The sequence below is a fragment of the Brachybacterium sp. JB7 genome, from assembly GCF_003335205.1.
Lineage (GTDB): Bacteria > Actinomycetota > Actinomycetes > Actinomycetales > Dermabacteraceae > Brachybacterium > Brachybacterium alimentarium.
In genome coordinates, this window is record NZ_QPGN01000007.1 from 81,468 (window position 1) to 100,844 (window position 19,377).

The following is a 19,377-nucleotide window of genomic DNA, read 5'->3' on the forward strand; positions in this document are numbered from 1 at the left end:
GGCTTGCTCAGAACGGAGGCGGGTCATTCGGGTCCCAGTCCCCCGGGGGAATCCCGGGTCTGAGCGGGATGGGCGGTGGGGGAGCCGGCGAGTCGGGTGGTGACGTCCGCGAGGCGAGCCGGTGCGGAGGCGGATCCTGCGTCGATGATGCTGCTGACTTCCGCCGCGACTGGTGGACCCGCCAGGCCGTCTCGAGCTGTTCGACCGCGATCCGGGTGGCGAGGTCGATATCGTCCGCGACGATGACCTGGTCACCGTCGCGTCCGATCCGCCACCGGGTGCGCCCCGCCTCGCGCGTGCCGGTGGGGATCCTGGTGGGATCGAGCAGCCCTGCGGTCTTGTCCTGGTGGTGCTGCCAGCACAGCATGTGCAGGTTCTCGAGCTCCGTGCGACCGCCCTGCGCGGGGTTCTCGTGATCGAACTCCTCGATGTGGTCGCACTCGGAAGCCCAGGACGCGGGCCGCGTGCAGCCGGGCACGGCACAGGTCGCGTTGCGCAGTCGCAGGTGTTCGAGCATCGCCGGCGTGGGCTGGTAACGATCGGCGGGCAGAGGGAGGAAGGCGCCGGAGCACGGATCGGTGAGCACCCTGAACCAGGTCCCCTCCCGCCCGGCGAGCTCGCGCGCCATCTCCGGCGGGATCGGTGTGGTGCCCTCGAGCAGACCGGGCGCATCGGAGGCGCCCAGGAGAGTGAGGGCGGGAACCGTGACGTGGAGGCGGAAGCGCTGCGTGGGCACGCTGATCCCCTCGGTATCGAACTCGGCGTGGAGCTGGAGCTCGTAGCGCAGTCGATCCAGCGGGAGCGGACGGCCGGACGTCGTCACCAGTTCATCCACGTCGTACGGGATCTCGGTGCCCTCCCGAAGAGCCTTTCGCTGCGCTGCCTGGATCGCCCTGGCGGTCTCGTCGAGTCTCTTCCAGTAGGCGAGGATCTCGGGGATCGGACCCCGTGCGGTCATGGAGCCGACGCCGCTCGTCGAGTCGGGCGCGATCGTGACCTCGCGTGGCGGAGGCGGCGCTGCCTCAAGGTCCTCCTCTTCCCGGCGAGCGAGGAGGCCGACCAAAGCGCGGAGCAGAGTGATGAAGCGGTCGACGGGGATGTCGGTCGACCACGTGGCGACAGCGATGTCCAGCAGACGACGGGACTCGTCGGAGAGGTTCTCGGATTCGCGCAGCATGCGCTGGAACCACCAGGAGGGAAGGTCGCCCGCAGAGAGGAGGTCCAGCGTTCGGGGCAGATGATGCACTGCACGGTGAGCCGAGAGCAGTTCCCACCGGGCGACTCCCTGCGTGACGCGCAGGGTGATCGACGCCCGAGCTGCCTCGAGGTCGCTCTCCTCGGGGACCTCGCCGACTTCGCAGGTGACAAGCTCTGCAAGTGCCCGGAACCTTTCTGCGAGGGCGGTCGCGCTGCCGTTCTCGGCATCCCAGACACGTCGCGCGGCGGCGCTCAGCGTGGGGTCATCCGCGCAGTCCGCACGTTGCGGCAGTCCGTCCCGGGTGAACGGAGACCGCGCGTTCACGATGCGCAGCCGGAGCGGGAGCGAGTTCAGGAAGCGCTGCTCTGTCGCGTCGTCCTCGTCGTCATCCCATGACGGGAGGCACTTCACCGCGCTCATTCCCTGACCCCCGTCCGTTCACTGACACCGACCGCCCCGCGCCCGGCACCCACCTCTCTGAATATCTCGAGACTACTGCGAGAAAACGCGTGATGAAAGGTCTGTGGACAACTCGAAAAAGCTCCCGAGCGGTATCCACAGAATGTGGAGGAGGTGCTGTGGAAAACGACGGTATGTGGAGGAGAGGTGGGGCGTGTGGAGGAAGGGTTGCGTGACGGATCCTCCACAGTCCTCGCGCTGCTGCGCGCTAAGTTCTGTGCAGTGCGCCGCTTTGTGCAGTCCAGGGTGGCCCCGGTGGGTCTTTCCCGCACTGTGACCCAGCGCGAATTCATGAAGGTCGGCCGAGATCGAAGGGGAATGTGTCAATAATTCTCCGTGCAACGCATGCCCGATATGCGGCGAAGGAAGAAATTCGTGAACGGTCGTGCATTCAATGGGTCGTTCCCGCGTGCGCCGACGACCGCCTCCGACGGACCGCCGCCGGGCTCCCTGAGTCCGTCAGCCCAGGCCAGGTCGTTCCTCCTCGCGCGTTCCTCTTCCCACAACCGCCGGCCCGCGCGCGCTGCCGTCGCCTCGGTGGTGCCACACCAGGCAGACTGGCCCCATGGCCGAACACTCTGATCCCCGCGTCGCCGTCTATCTCGACTTCGACAACATCGTCATGTCCTGGTACGACCGCGTGCACGGACGCAATGCGTACAGCCGTGACCGCCAGCGCATCATGAACGACCCCACCGAGCCGGAGATCGCCGAGCGCCTGGCCAAGGCAACGGTCGACGTCGGCGCGATCATCGACTACGCCGCCTCGTTCGGATCCCTCATGCTCACTCGTGCCTATGCCGACTGGTCCTCCCCGGTCAATGCCGAGTACCGCTCGCAGCTGGTGGCCCGTGCCGTGGACCTCGTCCAGCTCTTCCCCGCGGCCGCCTACGCCAAGAACGGCGCCGACATCCGCCTCGCGGTGGACACCGTCGAGGACATGTTCCGCACCCCCGATCTCACCCACGTCGTGATCGTCGCCGGCGACTCCGATTTCGTGCCCCTCGCGCAGCGCTGCCGGCGGCTGGGTCGATACGTGATCGCGATGGGCGTCGCGGGCTCCACCGCGAAGTCCCTGGCCGCAGCCTGCGACGAGTTCGAGGCCTATGACAACCTCCCGGGCGTCGAGCGCCCTGACGCCCCCACCCGCACCCGCACCCGCCGCGGTCAGGGCGGCGGGCAGGCAGCCAGCGGGAACGGGGGACGCTCCAAGGGGAAGGGCGCCGACGGCACCGCAGAGGCGGAGACCACCGCACGGACCGCCTCGGACGTCACCGACGAGGTGGAGGACGAGGGCTACGACGAGATCGAGGATCCGCAGGAGGCCGCGACCCGCCTGCTCGAGCGCGCTCTGCAGCTCGGCGGCCGCGGGGACAGCGAATGGCTGCACAGCTCCGCGGTGAAGTCGCACATGCGACGCATGGACCCCTCGTTCAGCGAGAAGACCCTCGGATACCGCACGTTCTCCGAGTTCCTCAAGGCGAACTCCGACATCGCGGTGCTCGAGGAGACCGGCCACGAGCGGCTGGTGCGCGCCCGCGACTGACTGCAGCGGACGGGACTGCGTCGCCCCACACGACCGATGAGCCCGCTCTCTGGTCCGCACGGTCTTTGGTCAGCCCGCCCAGTCCCTGGTCTGCCCGATCTCTGGTCCGGCTGATCTCTGGTCCGCCTGTCGCTTCACCTGACAGCACGCAGCGGACGGGGGATACTTGAGACCCCGATGAAGGAGACGCCCCGATGAACATGCTTCTGTGGATCCTCGCCTTCGCCCTCGCTGCCGTCTTCGTCGGCTCTGGGGCGGCCAAGCTGCTCACCGCTCGCGACGATCAGATCCAGCGCACGCCGTATGTCGAGGACTTCCCGCACTGGATGATCCGCGGCATCGGGGTGCTGGAGATCCTCGGCGCGCTCGGCCTCGTGCTGCCGGCACTGTCCGGGGTCGCCCCGATCCTCGTCCCGCTCGCCGCGGCCGGTCTCGCGATCACGATGGTGTTCGCCGCGCTCGTGCACATCCGTCGCGGCGACGGTCCGAAGGCGGCACTGCCCTCGATCCTCCTCGCGATCTGCTCCGTGTTCGTCGCGTGGTCCCGGTTCGGACCGTTCCCCGTCTGATCCGCTCTGATCCCCCTGATCCGCGCTGATCTCCCCTGATCGGGACGTCCGGTCGGATCCTGGCCACGCGCACGATGGTGAGGCAGGATCGCTGTATGTCACCCACCGATGTGATCTCCTGGCTGCTCGATTCCGACCCCGCGCTGCGCTGGCAGGTCGAGCGGGATCTGCTGGATGCCCCGCCATCCCAGTGGGAGGCCACCCGAGCACGCATCCCCGTCGAGGGATTCGGTGCTGCACTGCTGGCGAAGCAGGATCCGGATGGCCAGTGGGCGGGCGGGGCGTTCTTCCCGGCCGGCTTCTTCGACGACCCCGCGAACCAGAACCTCCCGGGCCAGCCGTGGACCGCGACCACGTGGACGCTGACCACGCTGCGCGAATGGGGCATGGATCCTGCGCCGCTGATCGAGCGCGGCACCGCTGAGCTCCTGGCGGAGAACTCCCACTGGGAGTACGACCGTTCGCTGCCCTACTGGGCGGGCGAGGTCGACTGCTGCATCAACGCGATGACCCTCGCCAACGGTCTGTGGCTGGGAGCGGACGTCGAGCCGCTCGCGACCTGGTTCGTCGAGCACCGCATGGAGGACGGCGGCTGGAACTGCGAATGGGAGAGCGGATCGGTGCGCTCGAGCGTGCACTCCACGTTGAACTCCCTGCGGGCGCTGCTGATCCATGAGCAGACCACCGGGGGCACGAAGGCCACCCGGGCCGCACGCGCCTCCGGCGAGGAGTACCTGCTGGAGCGGCATCTCGCCTGGAGGCTCAGCACCCAGGAGCTGCTGGGCCCGTGGGTCGACCACTTCCTGTACCCGCCGCGCCACATCTACTCGGCACTGCGGGCACTGGAGCACTTCCGTCTGGCGGGCCGTCGTGATCCCCGGATGGAGGAGGCGGTCTCCATGGTGCGCGAGGCGCAGCAGAGCGACGGCACGTGGCTCCAGCAGAAGGTCCTGCCCGGAGAGGTGTGGTTCGACGTCGACGTGCCCGAGGGCGAGCCGTCGAAGTGGATCACCCTCGAGGCGCTGCGCGTGCTGCGCTGGTGGAACGAGGGCTGATACCCCAGGGACGCCAGGCACCCCACGAGTTCCGGGAAGGGCCGAGCCTCCCGGTCAGCGGCTCGCCCTGCCCCGTGCGGCCGTGCTGGCATCCGTCGTGGTGGTGCGGATCCGGTACAGGCTCGAGGACGCCGCGATGTAGAGGGTGCGGCCGTCGTCCCCGCCGAAGCACAGGTTCGCGGTCTTCTCGGGCACGGCGAGGTCCAGCAGGCGCTCGCCGTCCGGGGTGAACACCTGCACGCCGGACAGGCTCGAGCTCCAGATCCGTCCTTCCACGTCGACCCGGATCCCGTCGGGGAGCCCGGGGGAGACCTCGACCAGGGGCCGCCCGTTCTTCGCGTGCCGGCCCTCGACGACGTCGTACACGTGGATCGAGTGGTCGCGCGGTCGCGCCGTATCGGTGGTGTCGGGATCAGCAGGGGAGAGTGAGGAGTCGGCGACGTAGAGCAGGGACTCGTCGGGGGAGAAGGCGAGGCCGTTGGGCGCCTCCACGTCGATCACGACGGGAGTGAGGACGTCGGCCTCCTCGTCATAGCGGAACACATAGCGGTCCCCGTACTCCTCGTCCCCGGCGTGGCCCTCGACGGGGCGCTTGATGCCGTAGGCGGGGTCGGTGAACCAGATCGCCCCGTCGGATGCCACCACGACATCGTTGGGGGAGTTCAGGCGCGCGCGGCCGAAGCGCTCGACGAGAGTGATCGGGCGGTGCGCGTCCCCGGGGCCGACGGCGGTATCGCGCTGGACCGCGCGCCGGCCGTGCGAGCACTCCACGACGTGCCCGTCCAGATCGAGCGTGCGGCCGTTGGTGTACTCCGCGTCGTCGCTGACCACGGTGAGCTCTCCGGTCTCCTCCGAGTACTCCAGGATCCGGTTGGTGTGGATGTCGCTGAAGCGCACGGCACGACGGCGCGGCAGCCAGACGGGCCCTTCGGCCCAGGTGGCGCCCGTGGCGACGCGCTCGAGCCGTGCGCCCTCCTCCACCAGGTGGTGCGGGGCCGACGGATGCTCGGGCATGGGATCTCCTTCGATCGCTCGCGGATCAGCGATGCTACCCCCGCTCACGTCACGGTTCCATGACGGGATCGCGTTTTCCGTCGTGGAGGGCGACGTGGCTCGGTGTCGCTGGTACCTTGCTGAGCACGCCTCGGTGCGCTGCCTCACACACGGCGGCGTCCCAGCTTCACAGTGCCGTGATCCCCGCGGACAGTCCCATTCCCCTGGAGGAACTCATGTTCGATGCCGCGTTCACCCCCAAGCGACGCACGATGCTCCTGTCGCTCGCCGGGGTCCCCGTCCTGCTGTCGGCCTGCGCCCAGACCACGGACGACGGCGGCTCGGGCGGCGGCGGAGGCGGTGCCGACGGGGCCCTGACCGTCGGCACCACCGACAAGGCCACCGCCCTGGACCCGGCAGCCGCCTACGACAACGGCTCCTCGACCGTATGGACCCAGGTCTACGGCTACCTCATGAACACGAAGATCGGCTCCGAGGACGGCAAGCCCGAGCCCGACCTCGCCGAGTCCGCCGAGTTCACGAGCGAGAACGTCTACACCGTGACGCTCCAAGAGGGGCTGACCTTCGCCAACGGCAACGAGCTCACCAGCGAGGACGTCAAGCACACCTTCGATCGCCAGCTCGCGATCGCCGACCCCAACGGCCCCTCGAGCCTGCTGGGGAATCTCGAGAAGGTGGAGGCCGTCGACGACCTGACCGTCGAGTTCCACCTCAAGGAGCCCAACGACCAGACCTTCCCGTACGTCCTGTGCAGCCCGGCCGGGCCCATCGTCGACGCCGAGGTCTTCCCGGCCGACGAGGTGCTCCCCGATGGCGAGATCGTCTCCGGGAAGGCGTTCTGCGGTCCGTACCAGATCACCAGCTGGAAGCTCAACGAGCTGGTCTCGTATGAGGCCTTCGAGGGTTACAAGGGGCTGTTCGGCACGCCCGCCACCTCCAAGGTGTCGATGTCCTACTACGCCGACCAGAACAACATGAAGCTGGACATCCAGCAGGGCAACATCGACTGCGTCTGGCGCTCGCTGTCCGCGACCGACATCGAGGACCTCTCCGGGGACGACGCCGTGGCGGTCCATGACGGACCCGGCGGCGAGATCCGCTACATCGTGTTCAACTTCGACACGATGCCCTATGGCGCGAAGACGGAGGACGCCGACCCGGCGAAGTCCAAGGCCGTGCGCCAGGCCGCCGCCGACCTCATCGACCGTCAGGCCATCGCGACCTCGGTCTACAAGGACACCTACACCCCGCTGTTCTCGTACATCCCCGAGGGCCTTCCCGGCAACGGCACCCAGTTCCAGGACCTCTACGGCGACGGCGAGGGCGGGCCCGACGCCGCCAAGGCCAAGAAGCGGCTCGAGGACGCGGGCGTCGAGATCCCGGTGAAGCTGAGCCTGCAGTACAACCCCGACCACTACGGGAACTCCTCAGGCGACGAGTACGCGGCGGTGAAGTCCCAGCTCGAGGCCGACGAGCTGTTCGTCGTGGATCTCCAGTCCACCGAGTGGGTCCAGTACTCCACCGACCGCACCACCGACGTGTATCCCGCCTACCAGCTGGGTTGGTTCCCCGACTACTCGGACGCGGACAACTACCTCACGCCGTTCTTCGTCACGGACAACTTCCTGGTGAACCACTACAGCAACGATGAGGTCAACGAACTGGTCGCCCAGCAGCGCGGCACCGAGGACCCCGACGAGCGCGAAGCGCTGTTCGTGAAGATCCAGGACATCGTGTCCGACGAGATCTCGACCCTGCCGCTGCTGCAGGGCGCGCAGATCGCCGTCTCCACGGCCGACGTGCAGGGAGTCACCCTGGACTCCTCGTTCAAGTTCCGTCTCTCGCCGCTCAGCAAGTGACCACGGGTCTCGACACCGAGGTCGAGAACACCCCCGCCAGCCCCGCGGCGCGTCCACGCCGACGGGCCGGCGGGGGTCTCGGCCGCTACATCCTGGTCCGCTTCCTCCTCATCATCCCGACCGTGTTCATCCTGATGACGGTCGTGTTCTTCCTGATGAGGATCACCGGCGACCCGATCACGGCGGCCCTCGGCGGCCGCCTCACCCCTGATCAGCTCGCGCAGCGACGCGCCGAGGCCGGCTACGACCGGCCGCTGATCGTGCAGTATTTCGACTACCTCGGCGGCGTGCTGCACGGCGACTTCGGCATGTCCTACACCGACCGCACCCCGGTCTCGGAGATCCTCACGACCTATGGCGGCGCCACCTTCGAGCTGGTCGTCTACGCCGTGGTGGTCGCACTGGTCGCCGGTGTGCCTCTGGGCATGATCGCCGCGCGCACCCGTGACCGGTGGCCGGACGCCGTGCTGCGCGTGGTCGCGATCCTCGGCTATGCGACACCCGTGTTCTTCGTGGGCCTGCTGCTGAAGCTCGTGTTCTCCGTGGGCCTGGGATGGCTGCCGGTGGCAGGGAGGATCTCGACCCGCGGCGAGCTCACGATGGGCACGATCCTCAACCCCTCGCCGTTCTACCTGCTCGATGCGCTGCGCCTGGGCCGGATGGACGTGCTGATGGACGTGGCCGGCCATGCCGTGCTGCCGGCGATCGCGCTCGGCGTGCTCACCGGGGGCATCTTCCTGCGCCTGGTGCGCACCAACATGATCGGCACGCTGGAGATGCAGTACATCGACTCCGCGCGCTCCCGGGGCGTCTCCGAAGCCCGCCTGACCACCCGCCACGCCCTGCGACCGGCACTGATCCCGATCGTCACCGTGATGGGCATGCAGATCGCCATGATGCTGGGCGGAGCCGTGCTCACCGAGACCACCTTCGAGTGGAACGGACTGGGCTACATGCTCGCGGAGTACATGAAGGCCCGCGACTACGTGGCCGTGCAGGGCATCGTCATGATGCTCGCGGTCATCGTCGCCCTGTCGAACTTCGTGGTCGACGTGGTCGCCGCCCTCATCGACCCCCGAGTGAGGTACTGACATGACGCTCTCGAACCCTGTTCCTCCCGGCGAGGGCGGCGCCGACGACCTCTCCGTCGAATCGGCGACCGTCGCGGCCACCGCGCGCTCTCCGTGGTACCTGCGGCTGCCCGTGGTCAGCCACCTGCGCCGCAGCGTCGGCCTGCAGCGCGGCATGCTCGTCACGGGGCTCGTCCTCGTGATCGGCCTGCTGCTCACAGCCCTGTTCGCCCCGTTGCTCGCGCCCTACGGCTTCGCGGACACCGGGGTCGACGGCGTGAAGTTCGGCGGGCAGCAGCCGCCGTCGGCCGAGCACCTGCTGGGCACCACGGTGACCGGCTTCGACGTGCTCTCGCGCGTGATCTGGGGGACCCGCACAGCGGTCGCCGTGATGGTGTGCGCCGTCGTGGCCTCCCTGTTCCTCGGGGTCGCGCTGGGCCTGCTGTCCGGCTACGTGGGCGGCTGGCTGGACCGCGTGCTGGTGATGCTGGCCGACGCGATCTACGCCTTCCCCTCGCTGCTGCTCGCGATCGTCATGTCGATCGTGATCTCCGGCGGCCAGTCCGGTGCCTGGGGCGGCATCCTCGCCGCCGCCATCTCCATCACCGTCGTGTTCGTCCCGCAGTACTTCCGGGTGATCCGCGCGGAGGTGGTGCGGCTGAAGGCCGAGCCGTTCGTGGAGGCCGCGAAGGTGATCGGCACCGGGCATCGGCGCGTCATGGGCACGCACCTGCTGCGCAACTCCACCCGCACCCTGCCGCTGATCTTCACGCTGAACTCCTCCGAGGCGATCCTCACGCTGGCCGCCCTCGGGTTCCTGGGCTTCGGCATCGAACCGACCAGCGCCTCCGAGTGGGGCTACGACCTCAACCGCGCCATGAGCGACGCGACCAGCGGGATCTGGTGGACCGGGATGTTCCCCGGCCTCGCGATCGTCGCCGCCGTGCTCGGCGTGACCCTCGTCGGCGAATCCATCAACGATCTCAACGATCCGCGCCTGCGCACCCGCAAGAAGCGCTCGCGCGCGCAGAAGAAGGTGGCGGCATGAGCGAGACGCGCAGCGACACCCGCAGCCCGGAACCGGGCACGGCCCGCCTGGAGATCACCGATCTCGACATCCACTTCGCGACGGACGGCGGCGACGTCCACGCGGTCGACGGGGTGAGCCTCAGCGTCGCCCCCGGGGAGATCCTGGCGATCGTCGGAGAATCCGGCTCCGGCAAGTCCGTCACCGCCCGCTCGATCCTCGGGCTGCTGCCCGAGACGGCGGAGGATTCCGGAGCGATCCTGGTCTCCGGCACCGATGTGGTGGGACTCAGCGGCAGGCGCCTCCGGGAGCTCCGGGGCGAGGACGTCTCGATGATCTTCCAGGAGCCCTCGAGCGCCATGAATCCCGTCTTCCCCATCTGGTGGCAGATCGGGGAGGGGCTGAAGGCCCACCGCCCCAAGATCACCCGGAAGGAGATCCGGGCCGAGGCGATCACGGCGCTCGAGTCCGTGGGCATCCCCGATCCGGCAGAGCGCATCGATCGCTACCCGCACGAGTTCTCCGGCGGGCAGAAGCAGCGCATCATGATCGCGATGGCGCTCGCGCTGGGGGCGGAGCTGATCGTCGCCGATGAGCCCACCACCGCCCTGGACGTCACCGTGCAGGCCGAGATCCTCGAGCTGCTGCGCGATGTGCGCGACCGTTTCGGCACCTCGGTCATCCTCATCACCCACAACATGGGTGTGGTCGCCGACCTCGCCGATTCGGTGGCGGTCATGTACCGCGGGTCGATCATCGAGCGCGCCGGGGTGCAGGAGCTGTTCGCGAATCCTCGCCGGGAGTACACGCAGAAGCTGCTCGCCGCGGTGCCGCACCTGGGGCGCCGATCGGCCTGGACGGCGCTGAGCACGCAGCAGCAGCAGGAGATCGAGGACGCTGCCCCGGTCGTGGTCGCGAAGGACCTGGTCATCGAGTATCCGGGTCGCCTGGGACGCGCTCCGTTCCGTGCCGTCAAAGGAGTGGACTTCTCCATCCGCGCCGGTGAGGTGTACGGGCTGGTGGGGGAGTCCGGCTCCGGCAAGACCACCATCGGCCGCACCATCGCCGGTCTCGAGCGGGCCACTGGAGGGAGCCTCCAGGTGCTCGGGCACCAGATGAACGGGGTGCGGGAGAAGGACTTCAAGCCCGTGCGTCGGCGGATCGGGTTCGTGTTCCAGGACCCGGCCACCTCGTTCAACCCGCACCTGACGATCGAGGAGTGCATCGCCGAGCCGCTCGTCGTGCACGAGCCGGGCCAGACGACGACCCAGCGTTCGCAGCAGGTGCGCTCCCTGCTGGAGTCCGTCGAGCTGCCGGCCGCGTACGCGACGAGGTACCCGCACGAGCTCTCGGGCGGTCAGCGCCAGCGCATCTCCCTCGCCCGCGCCCTGGTGCTGGATCCGGAGCTGCTGATCGCCGACGAGCCGACCAGCGCCCTGGACGTGTCCGTCCAGGCCACGGTGCTCGACCTGTTCCGGGACCTGCAGGCGCGCCTGGGCTTTGCGGCGCTGTTCATCAGCCACGATCTGGCCGTGGTGGACTCGCTCGCCCACCGGATCGGGGTGCTGCTGCGCGGCGAGCTGGTCGAGGACGGTCACGGGCCCGACGTCCTGCAGCGCCCGCAGCACGACTACACCCGCCGACTCATCGCCTCGCTGCCGGTACCGGACCCGGTGGAGCAGGCGAAGCGTCGCGAGGCGTTCCAGCGCGAGTGGGGACGCGGGGCGACGGATTGACCGGGGGCGGGGCGGCGGCCGCGACGCCGACGGCAACATCGATTCCGCTCCGCTCCCACTGCGGTATGACCTGGTAGGGGGCCGCGCTCTCCCCCTGCAGGGGGACAGAGGATCGACCCGTGCGCCGACGCGCTGGATCGCCCGCAGCGGAACGCTGGGGGCATGACATCGAACTCGCCCGTTCCTGCTCCTCGCGGCGGCTCCGCGACCGCGCTCGCGCCGGTCCGCGACTCCGCCCGCGCACCCGACCACCAGCCTGCCCACGAGCGCGCGGCGACCCGGATCGAAGCCCTCGATCTGGTGCGTCTGCTCGCGATCGTCGGCATGATGACCGCGCACCTGCTGGCGCCGTTGGCGCTCGTGCCCGACGCCGACGGGATCCAGGCACTGCTCGCCCAGGTCGCGCACGTGCTCACCGAGGGCACCTCCTCGACCCTGTTCGCCGTGATCGGAGGCTGCAGCCTCGTGCTCGCGACCCGGCGTCGGCTGGAGATCGGTGACCGTCGTGGGGCCGTCCTCTCGGTCCTGGTGCGCGGTGCCTGCGTGGTGGCGATCGGCCTGCTGCTGGAGCTGCTGCCCTCGTCCGTGATGGTGGTGCTGGTGCCGTTCGGGCTGGCGATGATGCTCACGGCACCCCTGCTCCTGGTGCCCAGCCGAGCGCTCGTGGCGCCCCTGGTGCTGCTCGCGGCAGCAGGTCATCCCCTGGCGCAGAGCGTGCCGGGACCTGTCGAGTTCGGCACCGTGACCCTGCTCAGCCTCGACGACCCGATCGGGGTGCTGCGTGGCATCATTCTGACCGGCCAGTACCCGCTGATCACCTGGGTGCCGTACCTCGTGCTCGGGATGATGCTGATGCGCCGTCTCCTGCACGCCCAGCAGACCGGGCAGGTGCGGTGCTCCGCCCGGCGGATCGCCGCGATCGGGGTCCTGGCAGCGCTGCTCGGCCACGCTCTTCCGCTGGTCGCCCGGATGCTCGGTGCGTCCACCCAGGGTGCCTGGTACATGGCGGCGCCCCACACCGGGACGCTGGGAGACATGCTCGCCACCGGCGGTGTCGCCGTCGCCCTGATCGCCTCGGCGATCTGGCTGCTGCCTCCGGGACGGCATCTCGTGAGGCGCTCCGCGCGCATCCTGCGCAGCGCCGGGGCCGCGCCGCTGAGCCTGTACGTGCTCCACGTGCTGCTCACCTCCGTCGGCCTGATCGCCGCAGTCGTCCTCTCCGGAGGGGAGCTGACCACGATGCCCTGGTACGTCGCGGGCATGGGAGTGCTCGGCGTGCACCTGCTGCTCGTCGTCGCAGTCGGGGCGGTGCTCGCCCGGCGAGGGAGCCGCGGACCGCTGGAAGCGCTGCTGGCCCGCATCGGCCGACGGGTGGTGCCCGCATGAGGCAGCGTCGCGGACTTCACCGCGACAGGGATGACCGCAGCAGGCATGATGGGCACCGCCGGGGCCGATCCCGCCCCGGCGGCCCCACCGGAGCGGCCCCCTCGACCGAGCGAAGGCATCGTGCGCAATCAGCTCTCCTTCCATGACGACGGCACCTTCACCGTCGTCCAGTTCAACGACACCCAGGACGGCCATCGCACCGACCAGCGGACCATCGCCCTGCAGGAGGCCGTGCTGGACGACGTGCGGCCCGACGTGGTGGTCATCAACGGCGACGTCATCGACGGGTCGCCCACCACCGCGCTCGAGGCGAAGCAGGCGATCAACAACGTCGTGCGACCGATGGAGGACCGCGGGATCGCGTGGGCGCTCACCTTCGGGAACCACGACGAGGATTCGAGCGCGGCCACCGGCCTGGACGAGGCCGCTTACCTGACCTTCGTGCAGCAGTATCCGCACAACGTGAACACCGTCGGCGCACGGGACGTGACCGGAACCGGCAACCAGGTGCTGCCGGTGCGCTCAGCGGACGGCACCCGCGACGCCTTCGCCCTCTGGCTGCTGGATTCCGGCCGCTACGCGCCCGAGACCATCGCCGGCCAGGACTTCGAGGGCTACCCGTCCTGGGACTGGCTGCGCCCGGATCAGGTGCAGTGGTACGTGCGTGCGTCCGAGGAGCTTGAGCGCAGGAATGCCGCGCGCGTGCCGGGGCTCGTGTTCCAGCACATCGCCCTGTGGGAGCACCGCTTCATGTGGTTCGCGAGCGTCGATTCGCGTACGCCGGACGATCATGACCGCGCCGTCGCGAAGCATTCCCTGGTGGGGGAGCGCAACGAGGACGAGTGTACGGGGCCCTTCAACTCCGGCATGTTCGCCGCTCTGCTGCAGCGCGGCGACGTGAAGGGCCTGTTCGTGGGGCATGACCACATCAACACCTACGTGGGCGACTACTACGGCATCCAGCTCGGCTACGGTCCCGGCACCGGGTTCGGGGCCTACGGACTGGGCGGCGCCGAGGACCACCGCCTGCGCGGAGCTCGCGTCTTCCACCTCGATCAGAGCGTCGAGGAGGTCTATGCGGGCACCGAGCTGCGCTTCGCCGCGGACTACGGCATCGACCTCTCCGAGGGCGGGCAGCCCGGCGAGCCGGCGGACTTCCCGGCCGGGGTGCACTGAGGCCCTCCGCAGGGCCCTTCAGATTCTGCCGGTCCTGCTGGTCCTTCAGGCCCTGCTGGTCCTGCCGGTCCTGCTGGTCCTGCCGGTCCTGCTGGTCCTGTCGATCCTGTCGATCCCGTTCGACATCAGGATGAGGACGGCGAGAGACGCCGTCCCTTGAGGAGGATGATCCCGATGGCTCGCTACACCGTGTTCCTGTACCACCCCACCAGCCAGGCCACGACCGATCCCGAGCAGCTGCAGGCCGAGATGGCCGAGCACGATGCCCACGGCAAGGAGCTGCTGGACGAGGGGGTGATGATCTTCGGCAGCCCGCTCGAGGATCATGACGCGACCACCTCGATCCGGGCGGACAGCCTCGTGGACGGACCATTCGTGGAGGTGGACGAGGTGATCGTGGGCTTCTACGTGATCGAGGTGCCCGATCTGGACGCCGCGATCGCGGTGGCACGGCGCAACCCGATCATCCACCAGGGCGGCGGCGTCGAGGTGCGACCGATGACGGTCGGCGAGGCGGGCGTGCACGGGAGCGTCCCTGCGTGACCGACGCCCTGCGCGCGGACGTCCCCGATGACGTCGCTGCGGCCGTCGCCGCCGCGCACCGTGACCACTGGGGCACGGTGCTCGCGGCGACGGTCGCGCTCACCCGCGACCTGGACCTCGCCGAGGACAGCGTCCAGGAGGCCTGCGTCCAGGCGCTGAGGGCCTGGACCCGCGAAGGCATCCCGGAGAATCGGGCCGGCTGGCTGACCACGGCGGCCCGGCGCCGCGCGCTCGACGCGATCCGGCGCTCCCAGACGCTCCAGCGCAAGCTTCCGCTGCTGGTGTGGGACGCGGAGGGCCACAGAGACGATGCCATGGCCGGCACCATGGCCGACGACGGGCCAGCGACGGTCCGACGGATCGAGGACGAGGCAGCGCCCGTGGTGCTCGATGAGCGGCTGCGGCTGATCTTCCTCGCGGCGCATCCTGCGCTGGCCCCGACCTCCCGGATCGCCCTCACCCTGCGTCTGGTGAGCGGACTGAGCACCGAGCAGATCGCTGCCGCGTTCCACCTCCCGACGGCGACGATGGCGGCGCGGCTCACGCGGGCGAAGAAGCGCATACGCCTCAGCAGGATTCCCTGCCGGGTCCCGGGTGCCGCTGAGCTCGATGGTCGGCTGGTCGACGTCCTCGATGTGCTCTCGGTGCTCCTGGCCGTGGGAATGCGCGGAAAAGCTGAGGCCGGGGGCGACGCCGGACCGCGAGCAGCGGGCGACGGGGAGACCACGAGGACGACCGACGCCCAGGCCGCAGTGCTCGACTCCACGGTGCACACGCTCCAGGTGCTCGGGGACCTCCTGCCGCACCACTCGGAGCCGCGCGGACTCCTGGCACAGGCACTGCTGCTGCAGGCACGGGCGAGCACTCGGATCGATGAGCGGGGCCGTCCAGTCGCGCTGGCGGAGCAGGATCGGACGGCCTGGGACCGCGAGCTGATCGAGCGCGCCGATCACCTGGTGATCGGCTCCCTCGCCCGGGGCGGGCGCGGCCCGTACCTGGTGCAGGCCGCGATCTCGGCCGCCGTCGCCGTCCCTGCCCGACACGAGGACATCGACTGGTGCGAGGTGGTCGAGCTCTACGACGCGCTGCTGATGCACTGGCCCACAGCCCTCGTGCAGCTCGGGAGGGTCGTCGCGGTCTCGGAGGCCGAGGGCGCTGCCGTCGCCTTCGACCAGCTCGAGCCGCTCGCCGATGAGCTCGACGCCCATCGCTCGTTCCATGTCATCCGCGGCGAGCTGCTCGGCCGTCTGGGTGCGCATGAGGCCGCGGCGTCGGCCTTCCGGACGGCGCTGGACCGGCAGGGCAGTGCAGGGGAGTCCGAGGTGCTGCGCGAGATGCTCCGCGCGAGGTGACCGGAGGCGGCCCGACGGTGCCAGGCCCGGCCGAACCTCGGGGCGGGGCCGTCGACGATGACACGGAGGATGCCCTGCGGGATGCCCCTGCGGGATGCTGCGGGATGCTGGCGGATGCAGGCACGAACAGCGGAGCGGACCAGCACGTGGTGCTGGTCCGCTCGGGAGATCGAGCTGTGCGGGTCGGCGATCAGCTCCAGGTGACGGGCAGATCGGGATCGGCCATGTCCACGCTCGGAGTGCCAAGGCCCCCGCCCATGAACATCTCGCAGGTGCCCTTCTGGTCTCCCTTGGTGCAGTCCATCGTCGTATCGATGGTGCCGATGTACTCACCCTCGACATAGGTGGGCTCGTCGTAGCTCGGCGTCGCGGACATCTTGTCGATCGTGCGCTGAGCGTCCTCGGGAAGACTCCGCTTCACCGTGCCGTCGGTGAGCGTGTAGCCGTCGGACGTCTCGGCCGGGAGCTCACCGATACCGCAGCCCGCCTCGAGGGTGTCCTGGTCGATGCACGTGTCCACGGCCTTCTGCACGGCGGCACGGAAGCTGGCCAGACCGTCATCGGTCAGGGTCGCCTCGGGCCATTCGAGGTCCGACTCGAAGTCCGAGTACACCAGCGGGTCGGTCTCGGACGGGGCGAAGCCGTCCACACCCAACGCGATCTCGTAGGAGCCCGGAAGCATCGCGATGCGGGTGCCGGAATCGGTGGGCAGCTCGGAGTCGTTGATCGTGGCGCCGAGACCGGCCAGGGCGTCCGGTCCGTAGACGGACCAGCGAGGAGCGTCGAGCTCGAAGCTCTCGTCGGAGTCGTAGTCGCTCACCGTGAAATCGTAGGAGACCTCCTCGCCGTCCACGGTGAACGTGGTCGGCACGGTGCCGTCGATCCCTGCAGGGTCCATCACCGGCGCCCCCACGGAGACGTCAGCCACCGGTGCCGCCGCGAGCGCCGCGTCGTACGCCTCGGCCGGCAGCATCTCGATGTCGCTCGAGCTCTTGGCGCTGAGGTCGAAGGCTGCAGCGGAGTCCCCGGCGACCAGCGCGTCCATGTAGTCGGTGACCAGGGTCGTGGCCTGCTCCTCCGGGCCGGCGGCCGTGTCCCCGCCCCCGTTCTCGCCGCCGTCCGTGCTGGCTGCGCCGCCGCGCATGGCGAAGAAGATGATCAGGCCGATCACCACGAGCACGGCGATGAACAGGAGCGCGGCCCCCGCCACGATGCCGATGATCAGGCCCGTGCGGTTCTTCTTCGGCGGTGTCGGCGACGGTGGCTGGGGCGACACCGGGCCACCGTACTGGGGCATGGGGGACGCGGGAGGCTGAGACACGAGGAGCTCCTGGGACTTCGCTGACAGAAGTGCCCAGAATATCCGGATCGCGGACGGGGAGGGCCGTCGATGCCGGATCGAGACCGGTGCGTGCCCGACGCGCTACTGGCCGAGGGCCTCCAGCACCGCGTCGCCGTACTCGGCGAGCTTCTTCGCGCCGACGCCGCTGATACCGCTGAGGGCGTCGACGGACTCCGGGCGCGACTGGACGATCGCGACCAGCGTGGCATCGGAGAACACCATGTACGGCGGGATCTGCTTGTCCTTCGCCACCGAGGTGCGCCAGGCGCGAAGAGCCTCGAAGCGCTCGCGCTCGGCGATCTCCAGCCCCTCAGCGGCACGGGAACCGCCGCCGCTCTCGCCCCGGGACGGCCGCGGGCGGGACCGGGCCGACTTGGCCGGAGTGCGGTCCACGGCGAGATCGACGGTCTCCTCGCTGCGCAGCACGGGGCCCGCCTGCGTGCCGGGGATCAGCACTCCGTACTCGCCCTCTGCGTCGACGATGCCGCGCGCCAGCAGCTGGCGCATCACCGAACGCCACTCCTTCTCGCTCAGCTCGTCACCGATGCCCCACACGCTGAGCTCGTCGTGCCGGGACTGCCGCGAGCGATCGTTCTCCCGCCCCAGCAGCACGTCGATGATCTGCCCGGAGCCGAACTTCTGGCCGCGCTCGCGGTCCAGCCGGATCAGTGCCGAGAGCAGCTTCTGCGCGGGAACGGTCGCATCCCAGGTCCGCGGCGGGTTCAGGCAGATGTCGCAGTTGCCGCAGGCCGGCGTGCCCAGTTCCTGACCGAAGTAGCGCAGCAGCTGCACACGGCGGCAGGAGACCGTCTCGCACAGGCCGAGCATCGCGTCCAGATGGGAGCGGGCATTGCGCTTGAACTGCTCGTTGCCCTCGCCCGAATCGATGAACCTCCGCTGGCTGACCACGTCCCCCATCCCGTAGGCCAGCCACGCGGTGGAGGGCTGACCGTCTCGGCCGGCGCGGCCGGTCTCCTGGTAGTACCCCTCGATGGACTTGGGCAGGTCCAGGTGGGCCACGAAGCGCACGTCAGGCTTGTCGATCCCCATGCCGAAGGCGATGGTCGCGACGATGATGAGACCCTCGGCGCGCAGGAACCTCTCCTGGTGATCCTGGCGGACTCGGGCGTCGAGCCCAGCGTGATACGGCAGCGCCGGGATGCCGCGGTCGTTCAGCCAGCTCGCGGTGGTCTCGACGCTCTTGCGGGAGAGGCAGTAGACGATGCCGGACTCGCCCTCGTGCTCGGCGGTGATGAGCCGCAGCAGCTGCTCACGCGGGGAGGCCTTCGGCTCGATCCGGTACTGGATGTTGGGGCGGTCGAAGCTGGAGACGAAATGCTTAGCACCCTCCATCCGCAGGCGCTCGGTGAGCTCGCGGTGAGTGGCTTCGGTGGCGGTCGCCGTCAGCGCCATCCGCGGCACCGTCGGGAAGGCGTCCGCCAGCACCGACAGGCCCATGTAATCGGGGCGGAAGTCGTGGCCCCACTGGGAGACGCAGTGGGCCTCGTCGATCGCGAAGAGCGCGAGCTCGGCGCGCTGGAGCAGGTCGATGGTGCGCGGCAGGACCAGGCGCTCCGGCGCCATGTAGAGCAGGTCGATCTCGCCGGCCAGCAGCTGCTGCTCGACGGCCTGCGCCTCGTGGCGCTCGAGCGTGGAGTTCAGGAACGCGGCACGGATGCCGACGGCCTCGAGCGCGGCGACCTGGTCGGACATCAGCGCGATCAGCGGGGAGACGACGATGCCGGTGCCCTTCCGCAGCAGCGCCGGGATCTGGTAGCACAGCGACTTGCCGCCTCCGGTGGGCATCAGCACCACGGCGTCCCCGCCGCCCGCGACCTGCTCGATGATCTGGGCCTGCTCGCCCCGGAAGGAGTCGTATCCGAAGACGGTGGAGAGGATCTGGAGGGCGGCATCCGTCTGCTCGGCATCGCCCTCACGGAGAGCGGAGATCGGGTCGGCGGCGCGCAGGGATTCCATGGTGCCCACTCTAGGAGGACGGCCGACGGAGCGTGACCATCGGCGGGCGGTGTGTGGACGGTCGGCCG

Annotated in this window: 15 protein-coding genes; 11 read left to right on the top strand and 4 right to left on the bottom strand. The window is 69.5% G+C overall.

Annotated features, from left to right (window positions below):
- Window positions 1–7: 7 nt before the first annotated feature.
- Entirely contained in the window at window positions 8–1,609 is a 1,602-nt protein-coding gene (locus CIK81_RS10500; protein ID WP_158541988.1) for an HNH endonuclease signature motif containing protein, read from the bottom strand.
- 613 nt (window positions 1,610–2,222) lie between these two features.
- Between CIK81_RS10500 and CIK81_RS18350 the strand changes: the two genes are divergently transcribed.
- The 3 genes from CIK81_RS18350 to CIK81_RS10515 all read left to right on the top strand — a co-directional run bounded on the left by CIK81_RS18350 (window position 2,223) and on the right by CIK81_RS10515 (window position 4,827).
- Window positions 2,223–3,203 carry an NYN domain-containing protein gene (locus tag CIK81_RS18350; protein ID WP_114305863.1) on the top strand — a complete coding sequence of 327 codons (981 nt, stop codon included), beginning with the start codon at window positions 2,223–2,225 and terminating at the stop codon, window positions 3,201–3,203.
- Window positions 3,204–3,397: 194 nt separating this feature from the next.
- Window positions 3,398–3,772: a DoxX family protein gene (locus CIK81_RS10510; protein ID WP_096165504.1), complete on the top strand. Its 375-nt coding sequence runs from the start codon at window positions 3,398–3,400 to the stop codon at window positions 3,770–3,772.
- 95 nt (window positions 3,773–3,867) lie between these two features.
- A complete protein-coding gene (locus CIK81_RS10515; protein ID WP_096165502.1) occupies window positions 3,868–4,827 on the top strand; it encodes a squalene cyclase in 960 nt (319 codons plus the stop codon).
- A 54-nt stretch (window positions 4,828–4,881) separates the two neighbouring features.
- On the opposite strand, the gene CIK81_RS10520 is transcribed toward CIK81_RS10515, so the two are convergent.
- Window positions 4,882–5,841 carry an SMP-30/gluconolactonase/LRE family protein gene (locus tag CIK81_RS10520; protein ID WP_096165501.1) on the bottom strand — a complete coding sequence of 320 codons (960 nt, stop codon included), beginning with the start codon at window positions 5,839–5,841 and terminating at the stop codon, window positions 4,882–4,884.
- 215 nt (window positions 5,842–6,056) lie between these two features.
- Between CIK81_RS10520 and CIK81_RS10525 the strand changes: the two genes are divergently transcribed.
- The 8 genes from CIK81_RS10525 (at window position 6,057) to CIK81_RS10560 (ending at window position 15,990) form a co-directional block, all read left to right on the top strand.
- Window positions 6,057–7,700, top strand: coding sequence for an ABC transporter substrate-binding protein (locus tag CIK81_RS10525; RefSeq protein ID WP_114305862.1), 1,644 nt, complete (start codon window positions 6,057–6,059; stop codon window positions 7,698–7,700).
- Window positions 7,697–8,791 carry an ABC transporter permease gene (locus CIK81_RS10530; protein WP_096165498.1) on the top strand — a complete coding sequence of 365 codons (1,095 nt, stop codon included), beginning with the start codon at window positions 7,697–7,699 and terminating at the stop codon, window positions 8,789–8,791. The genes CIK81_RS10525 and CIK81_RS10530 overlap by 4 nt, the downstream gene beginning before the upstream one ends.
- A 1-nt stretch (window position 8,792) precedes the next feature.
- A complete protein-coding gene (locus CIK81_RS10535) occupies window positions 8,793–9,818 on the top strand; it encodes an ABC transporter permease (RefSeq protein WP_096165495.1) in 1,026 nt (341 codons plus the stop codon).
- Complete coding sequence (locus CIK81_RS10540; RefSeq protein ID WP_114329266.1) at window positions 9,815–11,533, top strand: ABC transporter ATP-binding protein; 1,719 nt, start codon at window positions 9,815–9,817, stop codon at window positions 11,531–11,533. The genes CIK81_RS10535 and CIK81_RS10540 overlap by 4 nt, the downstream gene beginning before the upstream one ends.
- Before the next feature lie 162 nt (window positions 11,534–11,695).
- Window positions 11,696–12,919, top strand: a complete 1,224-nt coding sequence (locus CIK81_RS10545; protein WP_096197597.1) for a heparan-alpha-glucosaminide N-acetyltransferase domain-containing protein — start codon at window positions 11,696–11,698, stop codon at window positions 12,917–12,919.
- Window positions 12,920–12,949: 30 nt separating this feature from the next.
- Window positions 12,950–14,095: a metallophosphoesterase family protein gene (locus tag CIK81_RS10550; protein WP_096165489.1), complete on the top strand. Its 1,146-nt coding sequence runs from the start codon at window positions 12,950–12,952 to the stop codon at window positions 14,093–14,095.
- A 174-nt stretch (window positions 14,096–14,269) separates the two neighbouring features.
- The gene (locus CIK81_RS10555) at window positions 14,270–14,638 is read left to right on the top strand and encodes a YciI family protein (protein WP_096165718.1); all 369 of its coding nucleotides are present in this window, start codon (window positions 14,270–14,272) and stop codon (window positions 14,636–14,638) included.
- The gene (locus CIK81_RS10560; protein ID WP_114311502.1) at window positions 14,635–15,990 is read left to right on the top strand and encodes an RNA polymerase sigma factor; all 1,356 of its coding nucleotides are present in this window, start codon (window positions 14,635–14,637) and stop codon (window positions 15,988–15,990) included. The genes CIK81_RS10555 and CIK81_RS10560 overlap by 4 nt, the downstream gene beginning before the upstream one ends.
- A gap of 190 nt (window positions 15,991–16,180) precedes the next feature.
- Here the strand turns inward: CIK81_RS10560 and CIK81_RS10565 are convergent, their stop codons facing one another.
- Together CIK81_RS10565 and recQ are read right to left on the bottom strand one after the other, a co-directional pair.
- The gene (locus CIK81_RS10565) at window positions 16,181–17,266 is read right to left on the bottom strand and encodes a hypothetical protein (RefSeq protein ID WP_147272351.1); all 1,086 of its coding nucleotides are present in this window, start codon (window positions 17,264–17,266) and stop codon (window positions 16,181–16,183) included.
- A 147-nt stretch (window positions 17,267–17,413) separates the two neighbouring features.
- Window positions 17,414–19,309, bottom strand: coding sequence for a DNA helicase RecQ (recQ, locus tag CIK81_RS10570; RefSeq protein WP_096165482.1), 1,896 nt, complete (start codon window positions 19,307–19,309; stop codon window positions 17,414–17,416).
- Between the last annotated feature and the right edge of the window lie 68 nt (window positions 19,310–19,377).